The sequence below is a fragment of the Orrella dioscoreae genome (assembly GCF_900089455.2).
Taxonomy (GTDB): Bacteria; Pseudomonadota; Gammaproteobacteria; order Burkholderiales; family Burkholderiaceae_B; genus Orrella; species Orrella dioscoreae.
On the sequence record NZ_LT907988.1, the window covers coordinates 4,698,890 to 4,716,970 of the forward strand.

The 18,081-nt window shown below is 68.8% G+C and carries 17 protein-coding genes; 6 read left to right on the plus strand and 11 right to left on the minus strand.

Going from position 1 to position 18,081, the window contains the following annotated elements:
• The first annotated feature begins 328 nt into the window (after positions 1-328).
• From ODI_RS21510 to xerC, 5 genes are all read left to right on the plus strand, one after another.
• Positions 329-1,201, plus strand: a complete 873-nt coding sequence (locus ODI_RS21510; RefSeq protein ID WP_067757569.1) for a lysophospholipid acyltransferase family protein — start codon at positions 329-331, stop codon at positions 1,199-1,201.
• Complete coding sequence (locus tag ODI_RS21515) at positions 1,198-2,133, plus strand: lysophospholipid acyltransferase family protein (RefSeq protein WP_067757571.1); 936 nt, start codon at positions 1,198-1,200, stop codon at positions 2,131-2,133. The genes ODI_RS21510 and ODI_RS21515 overlap by 4 nt, the downstream gene beginning before the upstream one ends.
• Before the next feature lie 60 nt (positions 2,134-2,193).
• The gene (gene dapF, locus ODI_RS21520; RefSeq protein WP_067757573.1) at positions 2,194-3,093 is read left to right on the plus strand and encodes a diaminopimelate epimerase; all 900 of its coding nucleotides are present in this window, start codon (positions 2,194-2,196) and stop codon (positions 3,091-3,093) included.
• Between the two features lie 105 nt (positions 3,094-3,198).
• Positions 3,199-3,930, plus strand: coding sequence for a DUF484 family protein (locus ODI_RS21525; RefSeq protein WP_067757576.1), 732 nt, complete (start codon positions 3,199-3,201; stop codon positions 3,928-3,930).
• An 85-nt stretch (positions 3,931-4,015) separates the two neighbouring features.
• Positions 4,016-4,960, plus strand: coding sequence for a tyrosine recombinase XerC (gene xerC / locus ODI_RS21530; RefSeq protein ID WP_067757843.1), 945 nt, complete (start codon positions 4,016-4,018; stop codon positions 4,958-4,960).
• A gap of 27 nt (positions 4,961-4,987) precedes the next feature.
• On the opposite strand, the gene ODI_RS21535 is transcribed toward xerC, so the two are convergent.
• The 11 genes from ODI_RS21535 to ODI_RS22435 all read right to left on the minus strand — a co-directional run bounded on the left by ODI_RS21535 (position 4,988) and on the right by ODI_RS22435 (position 17,112).
• A complete protein-coding gene (locus ODI_RS21535; RefSeq protein ID WP_067757579.1) occupies positions 4,988-7,051 on the minus strand; it encodes a TonB-dependent receptor domain-containing protein in 2,064 nt (687 codons plus the stop codon).
• A 97-nt stretch (positions 7,052-7,148) separates the two neighbouring features.
• On the minus strand, positions 7,149-8,363 hold the full coding sequence (locus tag ODI_RS21540; RefSeq protein ID WP_067757583.1) for a PepSY-associated TM helix domain-containing protein: 1,215 nt from the start codon (positions 8,361-8,363) through the stop codon (positions 7,149-7,151).
• Between the two features lie 3 nt (positions 8,364-8,366).
• The gene (locus tag ODI_RS21545) at positions 8,367-10,793 is read right to left on the minus strand and encodes a TonB-dependent siderophore receptor (RefSeq protein WP_067757586.1); all 2,427 of its coding nucleotides are present in this window, start codon (positions 10,791-10,793) and stop codon (positions 8,367-8,369) included.
• 101 nt (positions 10,794-10,894) lie between these two features.
• On the minus strand, positions 10,895-11,893 hold the full coding sequence (locus tag ODI_RS21550; protein ID WP_067757589.1) for a FecR domain-containing protein: 999 nt from the start codon (positions 11,891-11,893) through the stop codon (positions 10,895-10,897).
• Entirely contained in the window at positions 11,893-12,426 is a 534-nt protein-coding gene (locus ODI_RS21555) for a sigma-70 family RNA polymerase sigma factor (RefSeq protein ID WP_067757595.1), read from the minus strand. The genes ODI_RS21550 and ODI_RS21555 overlap by 1 nt, the downstream gene beginning before the upstream one ends.
• 144 nt (positions 12,427-12,570) lie before the next feature.
• Complete coding sequence (locus tag ODI_RS21560) at positions 12,571-13,614, minus strand: nickel/cobalt transporter (RefSeq protein WP_231968160.1); 1,044 nt, start codon at positions 13,612-13,614, stop codon at positions 12,571-12,573.
• Positions 13,615-13,619: 5 nt separating this feature from the next.
• Positions 13,620-14,204 (minus strand): DUF1007 family protein, encoded by a 585-nt coding sequence (locus tag ODI_RS21565; RefSeq protein ID WP_231968284.1) that lies wholly within the window; start codon positions 14,202-14,204, stop codon positions 13,620-13,622.
• Between the two features lie 53 nt (positions 14,205-14,257).
• The gene (locus ODI_RS21570) at positions 14,258-15,361 is read right to left on the minus strand and encodes a metal ABC transporter substrate-binding protein (RefSeq protein WP_067757607.1); all 1,104 of its coding nucleotides are present in this window, start codon (positions 15,359-15,361) and stop codon (positions 14,258-14,260) included.
• A 2-nt stretch (positions 15,362-15,363) separates the two neighbouring features.
• Positions 15,364-16,233 (minus strand): metal ABC transporter permease, encoded by an 870-nt coding sequence (locus ODI_RS21575; RefSeq protein ID WP_067757610.1) that lies wholly within the window; start codon positions 16,231-16,233, stop codon positions 15,364-15,366.
• A 10-nt stretch (positions 16,234-16,243) separates the two neighbouring features.
• Complete coding sequence (locus ODI_RS21580) at positions 16,244-16,957, minus strand: metal ABC transporter ATP-binding protein (RefSeq protein WP_067757612.1); 714 nt, start codon at positions 16,955-16,957, stop codon at positions 16,244-16,246.
• Positions 16,954-17,112: a hypothetical protein gene (locus ODI_RS22435; RefSeq protein ID WP_173719705.1), complete on the minus strand. Its 159-nt coding sequence runs from the start codon at positions 17,110-17,112 to the stop codon at positions 16,954-16,956. Before ODI_RS22435 ends, ODI_RS21580 begins: the two co-directional genes overlap by 4 nt.
• 141 nt (positions 17,113-17,253) lie before the next feature.
• Here ODI_RS22435 and ODI_RS21585 point away from each other — a divergent pair, with 141 nt between their 5' ends.
• Positions 17,254-17,751: a Fur family transcriptional regulator gene (locus tag ODI_RS21585; RefSeq protein WP_067757613.1), complete on the plus strand. Its 498-nt coding sequence runs from the start codon at positions 17,254-17,256 to the stop codon at positions 17,749-17,751.
• The last annotated feature ends 330 nt before the right edge of the window (positions 17,752-18,081 follow it).

Genomic DNA, 18,081 nt, shown 5'->3' on the forward strand with positions numbered 1-18,081 from the left:
TGTCCGATAAACGGCACGGGTTGACTGAGGCGCGAAGCCCCAAATGCAACCGTAGTACGAACGCTTGGATCTGGGCGCGACGCTTTAGCGGTAGGAATGGACTGGCGGCCACCCCAGCTGGTTCAATGCCGGTGCCAGCATCTGGCAAGACAGGGAACCGCGGCCGCCCCGCAAGTTGTCGTTAACTCGGCGGCCAAAGTGATTTTAAGCGAAAATAGCACATGTTCTCGCGGATGGCGTCAGCAACCCCATGGCGCCCCGGCCCGGCGACGCCCTCCCCAGGCCTGCCGGCAAGCCTGTCCGCCCTCCCCATTCCCGACGCCCGCCGATGCTGCTGTTCCTGTTTCGCCTGCTGTCCCACCTGCCGCTCTCCCTCCTCCAGGGCCTGGGCCGACTGGTCGGACGTCTGGTCTATGCACTGCCCACCAAGTACCGCCAACGCCTGCGCGCCAATGCCGCCCAGGCGGGCTACGACTCGCCGGCCTTCGCGCGCCGGGCGGCGGGCGAGACCGGCGCGATGATCCTGGAACTGGCACGGGTCTGGTTCCGCAGCGATGACAGCCTGGCGCGCGTGCGCAGCAGCCCCGAGGACGAGGCGATGATCGCCGCGCTGCACGCGCAGGGCCGCGGCGTGCTGTACCTGACCCCCCACCTGGGCTGTTTCGAGATCACCGCCCGCTACAGGGTGCGCCGGCATCCGCTCACCGTCATGTTCCGGCCGCCGCGCAAGGCCGCGCTTGCCCCCGTCATGCAACTGGCGCGCGAATCCGCCGGCATGAAGGTCGTGCCGGCCAACCAGTCTGGCGTGCGGGCGTTCGTGCGCGCACTGCGCCAGGGGGAGGACATCGGCATGCTGCCCGACCAGGCGCCCGGCGAAGGCGAAGGCGTCTGGGCGCCCTTCTTCGGCCGCCAAGCCTATTCTGTCACCCTGCCGGCCCGGCTGGCCAGGCAGACGAACGCGCCCGTCGTGCTGGTCGCCGGTGAGCGTCTGCCCAAGGGCGCTGGCTGGCAGATGCATTACGTGCCCGTGCCCGAGCCTTTGCCCGAATCCCCCGAGGCGCAGGCGACGCTGATCAACCAGACCATGGAAAGCCTCATCCGCCGTTGCCCCGAGCAGTACCTCTGGGGGTACAACCGCTACAAGACGCCGAAAGGCGCACCCGCGGCCCCCGGCGCCCTGCCCTCGGAAGACGCGGCATGACGGACGACCGGCACCCATCCCTCGCGCCACCCGCCATCCCGCGCGGATGGAAATACCGCGCACTCAAAGCGCTGTTCACGTGGTTCGGAAACCGTTCCAACACGACTCGCCTGCGGCTCGGCAAACTGCTGGGGGGACTGTCCTACCGGCTGGTGCGGCCACGCGCCCGGGTTGCCCGCCGCAACCTGGAGATCTGTTTTCCCGAGCTGGACGCAGCCGCGCGCGAGCGCCTGCTGCGCGATCACTTCCATGCCCTGGCACAATCGGTCGTGGATCGCGGCGTACTGTGGTTTGCCCCCCCCGAACGCGTGCGCGAACTGGTTTCCCTGTCGGGCTACGAGGAAAACCTGAAGCCACTGGTCGCCGCCCGCCAGTCCTGCATCCTCCTCGCCCCGCACTTCATCGCGCTGGATGCCGCAGCCTCTCGCCTGACCATGGAAACGCCGAGCGGCGCCACCATGTACTCACCACAAAGCGACCCCGACGTCGATGCGCTGGTACGTGAAGGCCGGGCCCGCTTCAACGACGTCCACCTGGTCAACCGCCGGGACGGCGTGCGGCCCCTGCTGCGCCACGTGAAAGCGGGCCGCCCCCTGTACTACCTGCCCGACATGGATTTCGGCCGCAAGGGTTCCCTCTTCGTTCCTTTCTTCGGAACGCCGGCGGCCACCATCCCCGCCACCGCGCAACTTGCCAGCACGTGGAAGCTGCCCGTGCTGCCTATCCGCGGCAGTTGGAATCCTGCCACCGGCCGCTATCACATCGAGGTTCTGCCCGCCCTGGCGGACTTCCCGGGCGAGGACGGCCTGGAGGCGGCCACCGCCCGGATCAACCGGATGGTCGAGGACTGGACGCGCGACATGCCCAGCCAATACTACTGGGTGCACCGCCGCTTCAAGACCCGCCCCCCTGGCGAACCCGGCCTCTATTGAGGCGGTTGCAACATCCGCGCCGGGCACGCCATCGCCCGCCAACTAGGCGATAATGGCGGGATGACTTGGCCATTCACCAAAATGCACGGCGCGGGCAACGACTTCATCGTGCTCGACGGCGTACGTTCGCCCATCCAGATGACGGCGGCGCGTGCCCGCGCGCTCGCCGACCGGCACCTCGGCATCGGCGCCGACCAGATCCTGCTGGTCGAGCCCGCCACGCGCCCCGATGCCGACTTCCGCTATCGCATCTTCAACGCGGACGGCAGCGAGGTCGAGCACTGCGGCAACGGCGCCCGCTGCTTCGTGCGCTTCGTGCACGAGCAGGGCTTGTCCAGCAAGAACCCGCTGCGCGCCGAGATCGCCACGGGCGTCATCGTGCTGGACGCAACGGCGGACGGCCGCGTGACGGTCGACATGGGCCTCACCTGCTACGAGCCCGCCGCGCTGCCCTTCGACACCACCGGCCTGGCCTCGCGGCCCGAGCACGCCGACACGCTGTGGGAACTGCCGCTGGACGAGGCCGCCACGCCGGGCGGCCCCGCGTCGGTGCTGCTGTCCCTGGTCGCCATCTCGAATCCCCATGCGGTGCAGGTGGTCGACGACGTCGACACGGCACCTGTCGGCCGCGTCGGCCCCTACATCGAATCGCATCCGCGCTTTGCCAAGCGCGTGAACGCGGGCTTCATGCAGGTCGTCGACCGTCACACCATCCGCCTGCGCGTCCATGAACGCGGCGCGGGCGAAACCCTGGCCTGTGGCACGGGCGCCTGCGCGGCAGTGGCCGCCGGCATCCGCCGTGGCCTGCTCGATTCGCCCGTGGCCGTGCACACGCGCGGTGGCGTGCTCGATATCGCCCTGCTGGGCGACAGCCTGCGCATGACCGGCCCCGCCACGACCGTTTTCTCGGGCACCGTGGACGTCGACGCCCTGGTGGCATCGCTGCCCGCCCAACCCTGACACCCTGGCCGCGCGGCCGGCATGCGCCGCGCGGTTCCGTCCGGACACCCCTGGGGCCGACACGCCCCTGGCAATGCCCGATACTGAAAGAAGGACGCCCCAGCAATGAGCACTGCCGCGACGCACGCCGACGAACTCTCCGCCGAGACCGTTGCCCGTTTCCTCCAGGACCACCCCGCTTTCCTCCAGGAGCACGCCGAGGTCTTCGCGACCCTCGAAGTGCCGCACCCGCACCAGAGCCGCGCCATCTCGCTGGGCGAGCGCCAGATCCTCACGCTGCGCGAGCGCCAGCGCGAACTGGAATGGCGCCTGAACGAACTCGTGCACAACGCCTCCACCAACGAAGGCATCGGCGCCCAGGTACAGCAGTGGTGCGAGCGCCTGCTGGCGGAACAGCACGCCGAGCGCCTGCCCGCGCTGGTCACGCTGGGCCTGGCCGAGGTCTTCGACCTGAAGGACGTCGGCCTGCGCCTGTGGGCCCCGCTGGCCATCGAAGGCGGCACCGCCGGCGAACCCGTCTCGGACACGCTGCGCGCCTATGCCGATGCCTTGAAGGCGCCTTATTGCGGTCCTGCCGTGCCCGCCCAGGCGGGCAAGGAACCCGCCACGCCGGGTGAAGCCGAGGCCTGCGCGGAAGCCGCCGCCTGGCTGGCGACGCCGCCTGGCTCGATGGCGCTGGTGCCGCTGCGTCCCACGCCCGACTCGCCCGCTTTCGGCCTGCTGGTGCTGGGTTCGCCCGACGCCGAGCGCTTCGCGGCCGGCATGGGCACCTCCTTCCTCGCCCGCATCGGCCGCCTGGGCAGCGCCGCGCTGGCACGCCTCACGCCGCAGGCCTGAGCGCATCGTGGGCGCCGCTTCCGCAACCAGCGCGGCAGCGCCCGCGGGCACGCCGCCCACTGCCTCGCAAGGCCTGCCCGACAGCATGGCGCGCTGGTTGTCCCACCTGGAGACCGCGCGCCGCTATTCCCCGCACACGCTTGCCGGCTACCGTCACGATCTCGCCCGTCTCGTCTCCCTCGCCGGCGACACGCCGCCCGAGGCCCTGCGTCACGCCCATATCCGCCAATACCTGGCACGCCTGCATGCGCAAGGCCTGAGTCCGCGCAGCCTGGCGCGCACGCTTGCTGCCTGGCGCGGCTATTTCGCCTGGTGGGCCCCGCAGGCCGGACTGCCTGAAAACCCCGCCGCGGGCGTGCGCGCCCCCAAGCTGGCCCGTGGTTTGCCCAAAGCCCTGTCGGTCGAGCAGGCCCAAGGCGTGCTGGACCACGCCTCGCGCGGCGCCGGCCACGATGCCATCGCCCGCCGCGACCACGCGATGTTCGAACTGCTGTATTCCAGCGGCCTGCGGCTCTCGGAGCTCATCGGCCTGGACACGGCCTATGTGCGCACGGGCGAGTATGAATCCCGCAGCTGGCTGAACCTGGCCGAACAGGAAGTGCTGGTCTGGGGCAAGGGCGGCAAGCGGCGCACCGTGCCCGTGGGCGGCGCGGCGATGACGGCCTTGTCGCACTGGCTGCGCGAGCGCCCCGCCCTGCTGGCGCCGGATGCAACGCCCGATGATGCCGCGGCGCTCTTCCTGGGCGCACGCGGCAAGCGCGTCACGCCACGGGTGGTGCAGCTGCAGCTGGAAAAACTGGCGATTGCCGCGGGCCTGCCCACGCGACTGCATCCGCACGTCATGCGCCACAGCTTCGCCAGCCACGTGCTGCAATCGGCGCAAGATTTGCGCGCCGTGCAGGAAATGCTGGGCCACGCCAACATTTCCACCACGCAGGTCTACACGCGGCTGGATTTCCAGCACCTCGCGCGCGCCTACGACCAGGCCCATCCCAGGGCAGGCCGCAAGAAGGACACCCCGCGGGGATAAGGCCAGGCCTGATCCCCGCGGCGCCGCTCAGAACGTCGTGCGCAGGCCCAGCATCACGCTGCGGCCAGGCAGGGGCGCCAGGCGCGAGATGAACGAGGTGTGGTTGTAGGCCAGCTCGTTCAGCAGGTTGTTGCCACGCAGATAGACCTGCGCGCGCGCATTGCCGATGTCGGTGTCATAGGTCACCAGGGCGTCCAGCAGGTTGTAGCCCGGCGTCTCCGACTCATAGCTCGTCACGCGCGACTGGCGGAAGACGCGTGTGAACGTCAGTTCGCTGCCCCACTGCTGCCAATCGGCGTTCAAGCGCACGCCCGCGCGCCCGGCGGGAATGCGGGGCAGATTGCCATCGTCGTTCGCGAACTTGCCGCGCACGTAGTCCCCGAAGACGCCCGCCGAAAAGACCGGCGTGAAGCGATGGCGAACCTGGGCCTCGATCCCCGTGAACTCGGCATCGCGCTGCGAGTACTGGATCAGGCGGAAGTCCTCGAACTGGTCCAAGGTGTCGGCATAGATGTAGTTGCGCACGCGGTTGTGGAAGGCGCTGACGCTGAAGGTGGTATCGCCCGCTTTCTTGCGCAGGGTCAGGTCGATGTTGCGCGAGGTTTCCTTGCCCAGGTTCGCGTCGCCCATTTCATAGGTGTTGGTGGCCAGGTGGATGCCGTCGGCGTAGCGCTCCTGCGCGCTGGGCAGGCGCTGCGAGCGCGACAGCGACAGGGCCACCGAATACTGAGGCGCGAAGTCCCAGATGGCCGCGGCCGAGAACGAATTGCCCGTGTCACGGCGGCTGTCGCCGCCGTCGGTCAGGCGGATGCGCTGCCAGTCCTGGCGCGCGCCCAGTTCGAAGCGCCAGTCCGCCAGGCGGTATTCCTCCAGCACGAAGAGACCCGCCGTACGCGTGCGGCTCTCGGGCAGGAAGCCCTCTTCGCCATCCGCGCCGAACGTGCTGCTCGCCCCCTGCAGGCCCACCACGCCGCGCCAGCCCATGATGGGCTTGTGCGTCAGCTCCAGGCGGCCATCGTAGCCACGGTTGGTGAAGCGCGTGCCGACCTCTCCGCCTTCGATTTCGTCATGGCGGTATTGCGTGACGCCCGCCCGGAAGCGGATCTTCTCGAAGCCCGCGAAAGGATCGCGGTATTCGCCGCGCAAGTCGCCGCGCTCGCTGCGCAGCTTCACGTAGGGCACGCCGCCGCCGTGGTCATGATCGTGATCGTGGCCTTCATGGCCTTCTTCCTCATGATCACCGTGGTCATGGTCGTGCCCCCCGCAATGCAGGTGGTCGCCGTGCGGATGGCAGCCTTCGTATTCGTGGCTGTGGCCCGGCAGGCCGTAGCGCGACTCCATGAAGGAATAGGACGCGCCCACATAGCCACGCGAGGTGATCCACGACGCGCCCACGCTGCCCGAGCCCGAGCGCTGGTACGAGCCCGGCACGCTGCGGCTGGACCAGTCGGGCACGCGATAGTCGTCCGACTCGCGCTTCATGCCTTCGACGCGCACGGCCAGGTTGCCGCTGCCGCCGGTGATGCCCACTGCGCCCGCGCGCTCCTTGGTGCCGGTCGCGCCCCGCAGTTCCGCCTCGCCCTCGATGCCGTTCCCGGGCACCGCCGTGGGGATGCGGTTGTCCAGCACGTTCACCACGCCGCCGATGGCGCCGCCGCCGTACAGCAGCGCCGACGGGCCGCGCAGCACCTCGATGCGGCGCGACAGCATGGGCTCGACCGCGATCGCGTGATCCGGCGAGACGGTGGACGCATCCATGAGTTCAGCGCTGTCGCTCAGCACGCGCACGCGCGGCGCGGTCTGGCCGCGGATGACCGGCCGGCTTGCGCCACCGCCAAAGGTATCGGCATGGATGCCCGGCTCGCCATCGAGGGTGTCGCCCAGCGTGCCCTTCCTGCGCAAGGTCAGCGCATCCCCTTCCAGCACGGCGCTGGGCGTGGCCATGTCGTCCGCGCCGGTGGCCAGGGGCGAGGCCGACACGGTAACGGGCGCCAGTTGGCCCACGGACACAGCCGGGTTGTCCTGGGCCATCGCGGGCGCGGCAAAGGCGACGGCAATGGCGGCCGCGAGGGGAGGGGTCGAGCGAAACATGGAAGCGTCCTTCTGGAACCGGGAGAAACACCGAAGGATGCAAATGATATAACATTACATATACATTTGGTACAAAGTATCATCGCAACATCGCGCTTCAGTTCCGCTTGCCGGCGAAGCGCAACGCCCGGCGTTTCGCCTGCCAGATGAAGACACCCGTCAGCACCAGCACGACAAGCAGGCCGCCCAGCAAGGCCAACGCCAGCTGGACGGGTCCGCCTCCCCAGGCCGCGCGGTGCAGGCTGGTCAGGACATGCCGCAGGGTGTCGCCCGCAGCCCTGCCCGTGGGAACGAAGCTGCCGCGCACGCTGCCGTCAGCGGCATCGAGGAAGACCGATGTTGCGCCCCCCCGATCAAGCAGATCCCGGCTGCTGCGGACCGTGTAGCGATACACGCCGCGGCGCGCGTCGAGCGCCAGCCAATGCTCCGAGCGCACGGCAAAGCCTTCCTCCCGGGCCAGGCCGGCCATGATCTCGCGGCCACGCTCGCGCGCCTGCGCAAAGGACAAGGCGGGAACCTGGCTGGCGCCTTGGGTGCCGGCGGGCCGCCGCCCATCCGACTGATGCGCGAACAGCCCACGCATCACGGGCTCATAGACAGCCGGGAGATTGAACGCCACGCTGCTCCAGGCCATGGCGAGCAGCAGCGCCCATGCCCAGAGTCCGCCAGCCCGGTGCAGGTCGACGTTGCGTTTATGCCTGCCCGCGGTCCAACGCACCCGCCACGCCGGCCACCAGCGCGACCACCACGACGAGGCAAGGGCCGCAGGACGGTCTGCGCGCACCCGGCGCCTGGTCGGCCACGTCAGCACCAGGCCGACGAAGCAATCCAGCGTCCACAGCAGGGCCACGATCCCGAGCAGCCATTCGCCTGGCCCGCCCAGCAGCAGCGACGCGTGCAGGCGATACAGGAACGGCACCAGGTTGACCCAGCCGGCGCGGATGTCGCCCCATTCCCGGCTGCCCTGGATCGCGCCCGTGCAGGGATGGACGAATACCTCGTGCAGCACGGGCGCGGCATCCGCGCGGGAAACGAACCAGACGGGCACCGCCAGTGCCCTGCCCGCCTCCCCGCCCAGCGGGGCTGCGGGCAGATGGCCTTGCGGAAAAGCATCCCGGACGATGTCGCGCAGGACAAGGGCATCCAGACGCCCTTCGGCGCCGCAATCCGGCGCGCGCCACAATGCCGGCGCGGCCCAGGCATCCAGCGCGTGGTGCCAGGCCAGTGGAATGCCGGATACCGCCGTCACGAGCAGGAATCCCCCGATGGCGAGGCCTACCCAACGGTGCACCCGGACGAGCAGGGCGCGCATGCGCTACCAGCGATAACTGACCGTTCCGATGATGCGACGCGGCTCGCCGTAGTCGCACAGCCCGTTGTAGCAAATCGAGGGAATGTAGGTCTTGTCGGCCAGGTTGGTGACGTTCAGCGCATAGGCCCACGGTCCGGTTTCATAGCCCAGGCGGACATCGACCAGCGTATAGCCCGGCCCGCCCAGCGATCCGCTGGACGGGCGATCCGGCCGCGCCGACACATGCCGCAAGCCCGCGCCGACCTTCACCCCGGGCGCCACCCATTGCGCCAGGTGCGCGTCGGCCCACAACGATGCCACGTGCCGCGGCGTGTTGAAGCGCTCGCCTTTTTCGCCCGGCAGATTGCTGGCAGTGACCTTGGCATTGGTATAGGTGTACGCCGCGATGAGGTCGACGGCGGGCGTGACACGCGCCCGCGCCTCCAGTTCGATGCCGCGCGACCGCACCTCGCCGGTCTGCACCAGGAAGGCCGGGTCCTGCGGATCCGGCGTGAAGACGTTCTTGCGCACCAGGTCGAACACGCCTGCGCTCAGCGTCATGTCCTGCCCTGCGGGCTGGTAGCGCACCCCCACTTCCACCTGCCTGCCGCGACTGGGAATGTAGCGGTTGTCATTGCGATCCCGCCCGGAGGTCGGCTCGAAGGATTGCGAGAAGCTGACGTACGGCGCCAGTCCGTTGTCCGCCAGATAGACCATCCCCGCCCGGCCCGTGAAGGCCGAATCCCGATCCGACGAGTCGCTGCCCGGCGCATGCAGCAAGCGGTTCTCCGCCCGCGCCTGGTCACGCCGTCCGCCCAGCAGCACCACGACCTTGTCATGGATCTTCAACTGGTCCTGCACGTAGATGCCCAGGCGATGCTCCTTGTTGCGCCGCTGCTGCCACGGCAGGGCCACGACCTCCCCCGCCTGGTAGACGGGGTTGTAGGCATCGATGGCCGGCAGGTTGCCGCGCAATCTATCGCTGTTGTAGGTGGAGCGGGTGTAGTCGAACCCGGCAAGAACGGTGTGCGCCACCGGCCCGGTCGCAAAGCGCTTCTCGACATTGGTATCGCTGGTGAACACCGTGGTGTGGTCATCGAACCCCCGGGCCGAACGGGCCACCCTGCGCTGCGTGCGCGCATCCACGTCGCCTTGCAGCAGCACGTAGCGCATGCGCAGATCGGCGTCGTACTGCCGCAGCGACTGCCGGATCTTCAGCGTGTCGTCGAAGGCGTGCTCGAACAGCAACGCCACGGACGTGGACGCCAGGTCGAACGTGTTGTGATTGGGTTCGCCCAGGAAGCGGCGGCGCGGAATCTCGCCATTGGGGTTGTCGCGCAGGGAGCCGGTCACCGGCACAGCGGGCGGATAGATGGTCTTGCTGCGCTGATAGTTGGCCAGCAGCGTGAGCGAGGTCGCATCGCTTGGCCGCCACGTCAACGCGGGCGCCAGATAGGTCCGGTCATCACGGCTGTAATCGACGAACTGCTTGCTTTCGCGGAAAAGTCCGGTCAGCCGGTAGGACCACTTCCCTGCGTCATCCAGCGGGCCGCCCACGTCGCCCGAGATCTGGCGGCGGTCGAAGCTGCCGGCATCCAGGTTCAGTTCTCCGATGCGTTCGCTGGGCGGACGCTTGCTGACCGAGTTGACGATGCCGCCCGGTGCCGCCGCGCCGTACAGCACCGACGACGGGCCGCGCAGGACTTCGATGCGCTCCAGCCCATAGGGCTCCTGCTTGCCGTTGTACTGGTTGATCATGTACCGCATGCCGTCCCGGTAGTAGCTGCCGGTCTGGGGGTTGGCTTCGAAGCCGCGGATGCTCATCGTGTCCTCGAACATCCCGCTCTTGGCGACGATGCCCGGCATCAGGCCCGGCGTGTAGCCCAGCGCCTCCTGCAGGCTTTGTGCCTTCTGGTCGCGGATCTGCTGCGCCCCCACCACCGAAATGGACTGGGGCGTCTCGATGATGGGCGTATCCGTCTTGGTCCCCGTCGCGCTGTGGGTGGCGCCCACGCCCAATACCGGCCCCGTGGCGCTTTCCGGTCTTGCCGTCACCGTCACGGGCGCAAGCTGGGTTGCGCCACCCGCGGCGTCCTCATGCAGGACATAACCGCCGTCAGACAGTTGCCTGGCACGCAAGCCCGTCCCTGCCAACAGTGCCGCGAACCCCTCATCCACCGTAAAGCTGCCTTGCACGCCTGGGCTGCGCCGCCCGCCAGTCAGCGTGCCGGGGCTGCTGACGAATACACCGGCTTCGGCCGAATACTGGTTGAGCACCTGGGCCAAGGGGCCCGGCCCGATGGCATAGGCACGCGCCGATGCCTGCGCCCAGGCCGGCGCCACGGGCAGCGCTGCCAGCCCCGTGGGCAAGGCCAGCGCGGCCGTGCGCAAGGCCCGGGACAACAGCCGGGTCCGGGCGCGCTGGCGTGGGGAAGAAGAAAGGAAGGACATGCCGCGATTCCGCTATAGGTGGGTTGATTTCCCCCTATGCCGAACGAGCGGGATGAAACCGGCAGATTATTTTGTAACGGCAAGGGCCGCCGACCGTGGCGTCACCGGGCGCCTACGCGCGTCCACCAAGGCAAGGGCTGGCTGACCTGCAGGGGCAGGGTCTGCGCCAGGAGGGACAAGGCGCGATCCGTGTCCCGCAACGGAAAGGTGCCACTGACGCGGATATCCGCCACCGCGTCGGCCCAGTCCAGCCGGCCTGGCCGATAACGGCCGAGCTCCGCCAGCACCTCCGCCAGGCGTGCTTCCTCGACCTGCAGGATGCCGCGGGTCCATGCCCCGGCGCCGGGCTGCAGGGGCGCTGGGGCCGCAGGCACGATGGCCGGGCCGCCGCGCATCTGCATGCCGGCATCGACCCGATACCCTTCTGGAGCGCCGCCCTTGAAATGCGCCTGGACGGCGCCTTCGAATACCGCCAGCGTGGTCACGCGATCGGCGCTATGCACATTGAAACGCGTTCCCAACGCCTGCAAGCGGCCTTCATCGGTCTCCACCACGAAAGGACGCGACGCATCACTGGCAGTCACGATGGCGATCTCTCCGCGCAGCAGCACCAGCCGACGCAGTGCAGGGCCGTAATCGACACGGACGGCGGTATCGGTGTTCAGCCAGAGGGTCGTGCCATCCGCCAGCACCTGTTGCGTCATGCCGCCCACGGGGGTGACATGATCGGCACGCCAGGCCGCCAGCCAGCGGCGGGCTGGCGGAGATTGCCAGACCCCCAGGCCCAGCAGGCTGGCCGAGCCGCCCACGACCGCCAGCTTCAGCATGTTGCGGCGGCTGCGGCGGCCTTGCGCCGCCGCTTCCAGGCTGGCAGCGCCCAGCTGCCTTGCGGCCGGATCGGGCAGGGCCTCGTCGAAATGCGCGTTCACCGCCTCGACCCGCTGCCAGGCCTGCCGGTGCGCCGCGCTGTCTTCCAGCCATGCCTGCCAGCCCGAACGATCCCGCGGTGTCGCGGCGCCGGAGCTCAGCACGGCATACCAGCGCGCCGCATCGGCCAGCGCCCGGTGCTCATCCGGCAGGAGGCTGGCGCCCTCGCCCATCAGCACGCCCCGGCGGCCAGGGGGGCAAGCGTGTCGTCCATCAGGAAGCTGAGCATGGCCTGGGCGATGTACTTGCGCACGGTTCTTTCGGACAGGCCGAGCGATGCCGCGATATCGGGATGCGTCATGCCCTGGATGCGATGCATGAGGAAGGCGGCCCGGGGACGCTCACCCAGGCGGAACAGCTTGCGATCGATCTCCACCAGGGCCTGCAGCATCTGCGCCTGGGCCTCGGGCGAGGGTTGCAGCGCTTCGGGCCGATCCGCCAAGGCGGCCAGCCAGGCATGCTCGATATCACGGCGGCGCCAGAAGTCCACCAGCAAGCCATGCGCAATGCTGCTCAGGAAGGCGCGCGGTTCGCGCAGCGGAGGAAGGTTGCGGCGGGTCAGCAGGTTCAGGAAGGTGTCCTGCGCCAGGTCGGCCGCCACGTGCCGGTCCTGCAAACGGAAATCCAGGCGCCGCTGCAACCAGCCGTGATGTTCGGCATACAGCGCTGCCACCGACTCATTGATTGCGCGCTGCGTTTCCTGCACGGCTGGCACCGAGAAAATGTAAATGATATTTATTATTGTACAGATCGGGACAAGACTCAATGCGGTGCGACCCCGGCTCGACCCGCGCCGGAAAACGAAAACGGCGCCGAAGCGCCGTTTCCAGAGCGTGCTGCCGCACAGGGTTCAACTTGCCAGCGCGCCGCCCAGCAATGCCACGCCGAACAGCAGCACCGCGAGCGCCGCCAGGCCCTGCAGGATCACCCGCAACCGTTCGGCCCAGACCGAGCCGGGCCCCGCCAGGCGGGCCGCCAGGTCGCCAGCCACCAGCGTCAGGCAGGCCAGCGCGGCCACGGTCAGCCCGGTGCCCACGCCCATCGCCAGTGCGGACGCAATGCCCGCCCAGTAGAAATCCTGCGACAGCGCGAACACCAGCACCAGCACGGCGCCGGTGCAGGGACGCAAACCCACGGACAGGATCGCCGCGCTGGCGCGCCGCCAGTCGAGCTTGCCCGAGACGGCCTCGGCATCCGGGATGTGGGCATGGCCACAGCCGCAATCGTCATGGTGGGCATGGCCGTGGTCATGATGATGGTGATGGCCGTGGTGATCGTGGTGATCGTGGTGATCGTGGTGATCGTGGTGATCGTGGCCATGATGATGCGCGTATCCGGCGGCCGCGGGGTGGGATCCGCGTGCGCGCCACGCCCGCCAGGCGGGCTGCGCCACCCGGCGGATGACCAGCCAGATGCCCAGCAGCACCACCAGCGCGTAGGAGCCGACCTCCAGCCACCAGGTGGCCCGATTCATGACCGCGCCCGTCACGTTCAGCAGCATGGCCGCCACCGTGACCAGCGCAATGGCAGTGAGCGCCTGCACCAAGGCCGAGGCCAGCGCCAGCACGGCGCCATTGCGCACCGTCTGGCGATTGGCCAGCACATAGGACGCGATCACCGCCTTGCCGTGCCCCGGCCCTAGCGCGTGGAACACGCCATAGGCGAACGACAGGCCCATCAGCGCCCAGCCCGCGTGGCCGTCCTGCTGCCAGGCCCGCACCGCGCCCGTCAGCTGCCGGTAGAAATGCGACTGCCAGATGGACATCTGCGTGAAGAAGGCGCCCAGCCAGCCATCACCGCCGCCACCCACCGAGGTTTCGGGCACGCCGAAAGGATGCGAGGACTGCGCCACGGCGACGCAGGAAAACAGCGCCAGCAAAAAGAAAGCACTCAAGCGCTTCACGAACAACGGACCTCGATGCGATGCGTCAGCGACTGCGTGATGGCGAAAAGCTCTTCGGGCAGGTGTTCCTGCTCGGCGGGAATCGCCGCCAGCCGCTGCAGGGTCTTCCAATCGAGCTCGCGCGGCGGACGGTATTGCGACGTGCATGCCGCGGGCGCGCCGTCGAGCGTGACGGCGTCCTTGTCCTCGAAGGCATAGGCCACGAAGAATGTCGGATCGTAGATGTCGATGTCCGCCACCTTGGCCTGCACGGGCTGCGTCAACGGCAACTCGAAGGACAGCGCCAGCCGGCCGGCAGCCTTGTCCCACTTCACGCTTGCCTTCCTGGGCTTGCCGAACGCAAGGGACTTGCCGCCCACCGCGACACGGGTGAAATAGTGCGACTGCGGCTCGCCCAACGCGGCCACCCAGTCATCGGCCATGGACTGGAGATCCTTCGGCCGGTATTGGCCCTGCTTGTCCTTGGCCAGGCCCTGCAGGGAATACACGGACGACATCTCGTCGAACCGCCAGGTCTGGTGGATGGCGGCCAGGCGGCCCTGGGCATCGAAACCCAGGGAGGCTTTCGCGTCGATCCACATGTGCGGGTGGGCGTGCGCCACGCTGGCCATCCAGAACAAGGCGAGAAAGACGATCAGGGACGCAAGGCGTCCAGGAATTGCTTGGCGTTCCATTCGAACAGATCCAGATACGTGGCGGCGGGTTGCCCCGGCTCGGACAAGGCGTCCGAATAAAGCGTACCACCCACTTTCGCGCCGGTTTCACGCGCGATCTGTTCGACCAGCCTGGGGCTGGAAACGTTCTCGACAAAGAGCGCCGGCACCTTTTCCTTGCGGACCTGGGCGATGATGCGCGCCACGTCGGCGGCCGAGGGCTCGGCGGCGGTGGACAGCCCGGCCACCGGCACGAAGGTCAAGCCATAGGCCTGGCCGAAGTAGCCGAAAGCCTCGTGCGAAATCACGGCCTTGCGGCGCTCGGCGGGCAAGGCCGCGAAGTCGCGCTTGAGGCGGGCGTCCACGGCCTCGAGCTTCTGCGCATAGGCTTGCGCCCGCTGGCGATAGGCCTGCGCATTCGCCGGGTCCATGCTGGCCAGGGCCTCGGCGATGTTGCGGGCATAGCGCGCGCCGTTGGCCAGGCTCTGCCAGGCATGGGGGTCCCACTCGCCATGATCGTGATGCGCGTGGGCATCGGCGGCGGGCTTGGCCTTCGCCTTGCCATGATCATGCCCGTGGTCATGGTCATGGTCATGGTCATGGTCATGGTCATGGTCATGATCGTGGTCGTGGTCGTGGTCGTGCTTGTGGTCGTGGCCGTGGTCGTGCTTCTCGTGGTCGTGGCCATGCGCTTCCTCGCCATGCGAGAAGCGCAGCGGCGTGATCCCGTCGCTTGCCACCACGGTCTTGCCCTTGAAACCCGAGGCACGCTGCAGCCGGTCCAGCCAGGTCTCGAACTGCAGGCCGTTCACCACCAGCAGTTGCGCGCCGGCCAGCTTGCGGGCATCGCCCGGCGTGGGTTCATAGGCGTGCGCGTCGGCATTGCGGCCCACCAGCGTCGCCACCTCCACCTGCTCACCGCCCACCTGGCGCGTGATGTCCTCCAGCAGCGAGAAACTCGTCACCACCTTCAGCGGCGCGGCCGCGGCGGCGGTGCCCGCCAGGCAAAGCGCGAGCGCCAGCGCATAGCGGCGCAGGCCGCCGCGCGCGCGGGAAGACGAATTCGATTGCTCGGACAGGCTCATGGCTAGACTCCTTTTTCGGCCAGGCGCTCCCGCGACAGCAAGCCGCCGCAAGGACCGCAGAGAACCGACACGACATAGGCCGCGCCGGAGGACAGGATGATGGCCGGCGACGCCGGCACGTTCAGGTGATAGGACAGCAGCAGGCCCACCGTGCCACCGGCCACGCCGATGGCCGTGGCCAGCAGGATCTGGCCGTCGACGGTGGTGGACCAGAAGCGGGCGGACGCCGCGGGCAGCATCATCTGCCCCACCGCCATCAGGGTTCCCAGCACCTGGAAACCCGCGACAAGGTTCAGCACCACCAGCGCCAGGAAGACCAAATGCGCGATGCCTCCCCGCGCGCGCAGGGCCTGCACGAAACCGGGATCCAGGCATTCGGCCACCAGCAGGCGGTAGCCCACGGCCAGCACGCACAAGGTCAGCGTCGTGCTGACACCCACCAGCAGCAGCGCATCGTCGTCCAGGCCCAGCACCGTGCCGAACAGCACGTGCAGGAGGTCCATGCTGGAGCCGCGCAGCGACACCAGCAGCACGCCCAGCCCCAGCGAGATCAGGTAGAAGGCCGCCAGGCTCGCGTCCTCGCGCAGGGGCGTCCAGCGTGCGACGACGCCCGCCAGCAAGGCCACCAGCAGGCCGGACAGCAGGCCACCGGCCAGCATCGCCCCCAGCGACAGGCCCGACAGCAGGAAACCCGCCGCCACGCCCGGCAGGATGGCGTGCGACATGGCGTCGCCCATCAGGCTCATGCGCCGCAGCACCAGGAAGACGCCGAGCGGCGCGCAAGCCACCGACAGCGTCCAGGTGCCGGCCAGCGCGCGGCGCATGAAGCCGAAGTCCAGGAACGGCGCCAGGATCAGGTCGTGCAGGCTCATGACGGCGTCCTCACAACCATTCCTGGGCCGCGCCACCGCGCGCAGCCGCCAGGTTGTCCGGCGACAGCACTTCGGCCGTCTTGCCCCAGGCCACGACGCGCCCCGCCAGCAGCAGGGCCTGCGGGAATCCGCGCCGCACAAGGGAAAGATCATGCGACACCGCCACGACCGTGCGTCCCTGGGCATGCCAGTCCTGCATCAGGCGCAGCAGCACGCCGGTGGTCTCGCCATCCATCGCGGCGAAAGGTTCGTCCAGCAGCATCACGCTCGCGTCCTGCATCAGCAGGCGCGCGAACAGCACGCGCTGCATCTGCCCGCCGGACAACGCAAACAGGCTGCGCGCCGCGCAATCCGCCAGGCCGACCTGCTCCAGCGCCGCCTGTGCACGCGCCCACTCCGATCCGGGCAGGCGGCCCCAGGCGCCCACGCGCCGCCACGCGCCCATGGCGACGAGATCGATGACCCGCAAGGGAAAGCTGCGGTCCAGGCTGGCGGCCTGGGGCAGCCAGGCGATATCGCGCGCGTCGCCTTCCACATGCAGCACGCCCGACAGCGGCGCGATGAGCCCTGCCATGGCCTTCAGCAATGTCGACTTGCCTGCCCCGTTGGCGCCCACGACGGCCGTCATGGAGCCGGGCGGGAATACGCCGGAGACCTCGCGCAGCACGGTCCGCGTGCGCCATCCCAGGCTCACGTCCAGCAGCGAAATGGCGGGCACGCTCACAGGCCTGCCCCGCCCATCGCCCAGGCGATCAGGCCCCACAGCACCGCGGACACGCTAACGGCGGCCAACAGGCGGGACCAGGCGGAATCGGCAAGGCGGGAGCGCAAAGGCGGACGCGGCGCGGCGGGCGTGCCCTGGAAAAGACGGGGGAACATGGTGGATGGCAATGGGGTTTTAGAAACGTTATAACATAACCAATAGACGCTCATCGGCGCGCCCCACGCGCCCTTCCATTAGAATCGCTCCAACGCCACGCGCGGGCCCACGCCGCGCCCGGCCTTCATTCAGAGCACGCCATGCCTCCCTCCGCGACCTCCGGCTCCCGTTCCGTCTCTGCCCGCCTCGACGTGGCGGAGACGCTCTGCGCCGAACGCGGACGCCGGTTGACCCCCATCCGCCGCAAGGTGCTGGAACTGCTGCTGCGCCATGGCCGCAGCCTGAAGGCCTATGAACTGCTGGAGGAAATGCGCGGCGTGCATCCCGGCGCGGCGCCCCCCACGGTCTACCGCGCGCTGGATTTTCTGGTCGAGGAAGGCCTCATCCACCGGCTGGATGCCGTCAACGCCTGGAGCGCCTGCCATGACGCCGAAGGCGCGCCGCACGACCTGCTGGTGGTCTGCACCTGTTGCGGCAAGGTCGCGGAAATCAGCGACCCCGCGCTCAGCCGCCAGCTGGCCGAAAGGGTGAAGAAGACCGGCTACGTGCTGGCCACGCACGAAACGGAATTGCGCGCCCTCTGCCCCCAGTGCCAGCAGGAACCCCACGAGCACCATTTCCATACGCACGCGCACTGACCGCTCGCCACCCGGCGTACACCGTTGGGGAATTTGTAAGCAAAACCCCGGATACGCTGTCCGGCGCGCAGGCGTTTCCCCTTCCCCCGCACTTGCAATGTGCCGGATCGCCCCTATATATAAGCGTCCGCGACGGACGCCAGCCTGTCGCCCAGGCGCATCAAGGGGTTTCCCGCAGTGCACAAATCAAGGTTTGCCCACAGCGACTGCCTGTGATGTAATCCGGCGTTCGCCTTTTCAGACAAGGCCTTAGGGCTTGCTTGGCGCCATGCCGGCGGCGCACTTCGCGCCCGTCCCCGGACAAGCCGAAGACAAGCCCGGCAAGCCCCC

Coding starts and splice junctions, on each gene's coding strand:
- ODI_RS21510 (WP_067757569.1), top strand. CDS start 329: ATGCTGCTGTTCCTGTTTCGCCTGCTGTCCCACCTGCCGCTCTCCCTC.
- ODI_RS21515 (WP_067757571.1), top strand. CDS start 1,198: ATGACGGACGACCGGCACCCATCCCTCGCGCCACCCGCCATCCCGCGC.
- dapF (WP_067757573.1), top strand. CDS start 2,194: ATGACTTGGCCATTCACCAAAATGCACGGCGCGGGCAACGACTTCATC.
- ODI_RS21525 (WP_067757576.1), top strand. CDS start 3,199: ATGAGCACTGCCGCGACGCACGCCGACGAACTCTCCGCCGAGACCGTT.
- xerC (WP_067757843.1), top strand. CDS start 4,016: ATGGCGCGCTGGTTGTCCCACCTGGAGACCGCGCGCCGCTATTCCCCG.
- ODI_RS21535 (WP_067757579.1), bottom strand. CDS start 7,051: ATGTTTCGCTCGACCCCTCCCCTCGCGGCCGCCATTGCCGTCGCCTTT.
- ODI_RS21540 (WP_067757583.1), bottom strand. CDS start 8,363: ATGCGCGCCCTGCTCGTCCGGGTGCACCGTTGGGTAGGCCTCGCCATC.
- ODI_RS21545 (WP_067757586.1), bottom strand. CDS start 10,793: ATGTCCTTCCTTTCTTCTTCCCCACGCCAGCGCGCCCGGACCCGGCTG.
- ODI_RS21550 (WP_067757589.1), bottom strand. CDS start 11,893: ATGGGCGAGGGCGCCAGCCTCCTGCCGGATGAGCACCGGGCGCTGGCC.
- ODI_RS21565 (WP_231968284.1), bottom strand. CDS start 14,204: ATGTGGATCGACGCGAAAGCCTCCCTGGGTTTCGATGCCCAGGGCCGC.
- ODI_RS21570 (WP_067757607.1), bottom strand. CDS start 15,361: ATGAGCCTGTCCGAGCAATCGAATTCGTCTTCCCGCGCGCGCGGCGGC.
- ODI_RS21575 (WP_067757610.1), bottom strand. CDS start 16,233: ATGAGCCTGCACGACCTGATCCTGGCGCCGTTCCTGGACTTCGGCTTC.
- ODI_RS22435 (WP_173719705.1), bottom strand. CDS start 17,112: ATGTTCCCCCGTCTTTTCCAGGGCACGCCCGCCGCGCCGCGTCCGCCT.
- ODI_RS21585 (WP_067757613.1), top strand. CDS start 17,254: ATGCCTCCCTCCGCGACCTCCGGCTCCCGTTCCGTCTCTGCCCGCCTC.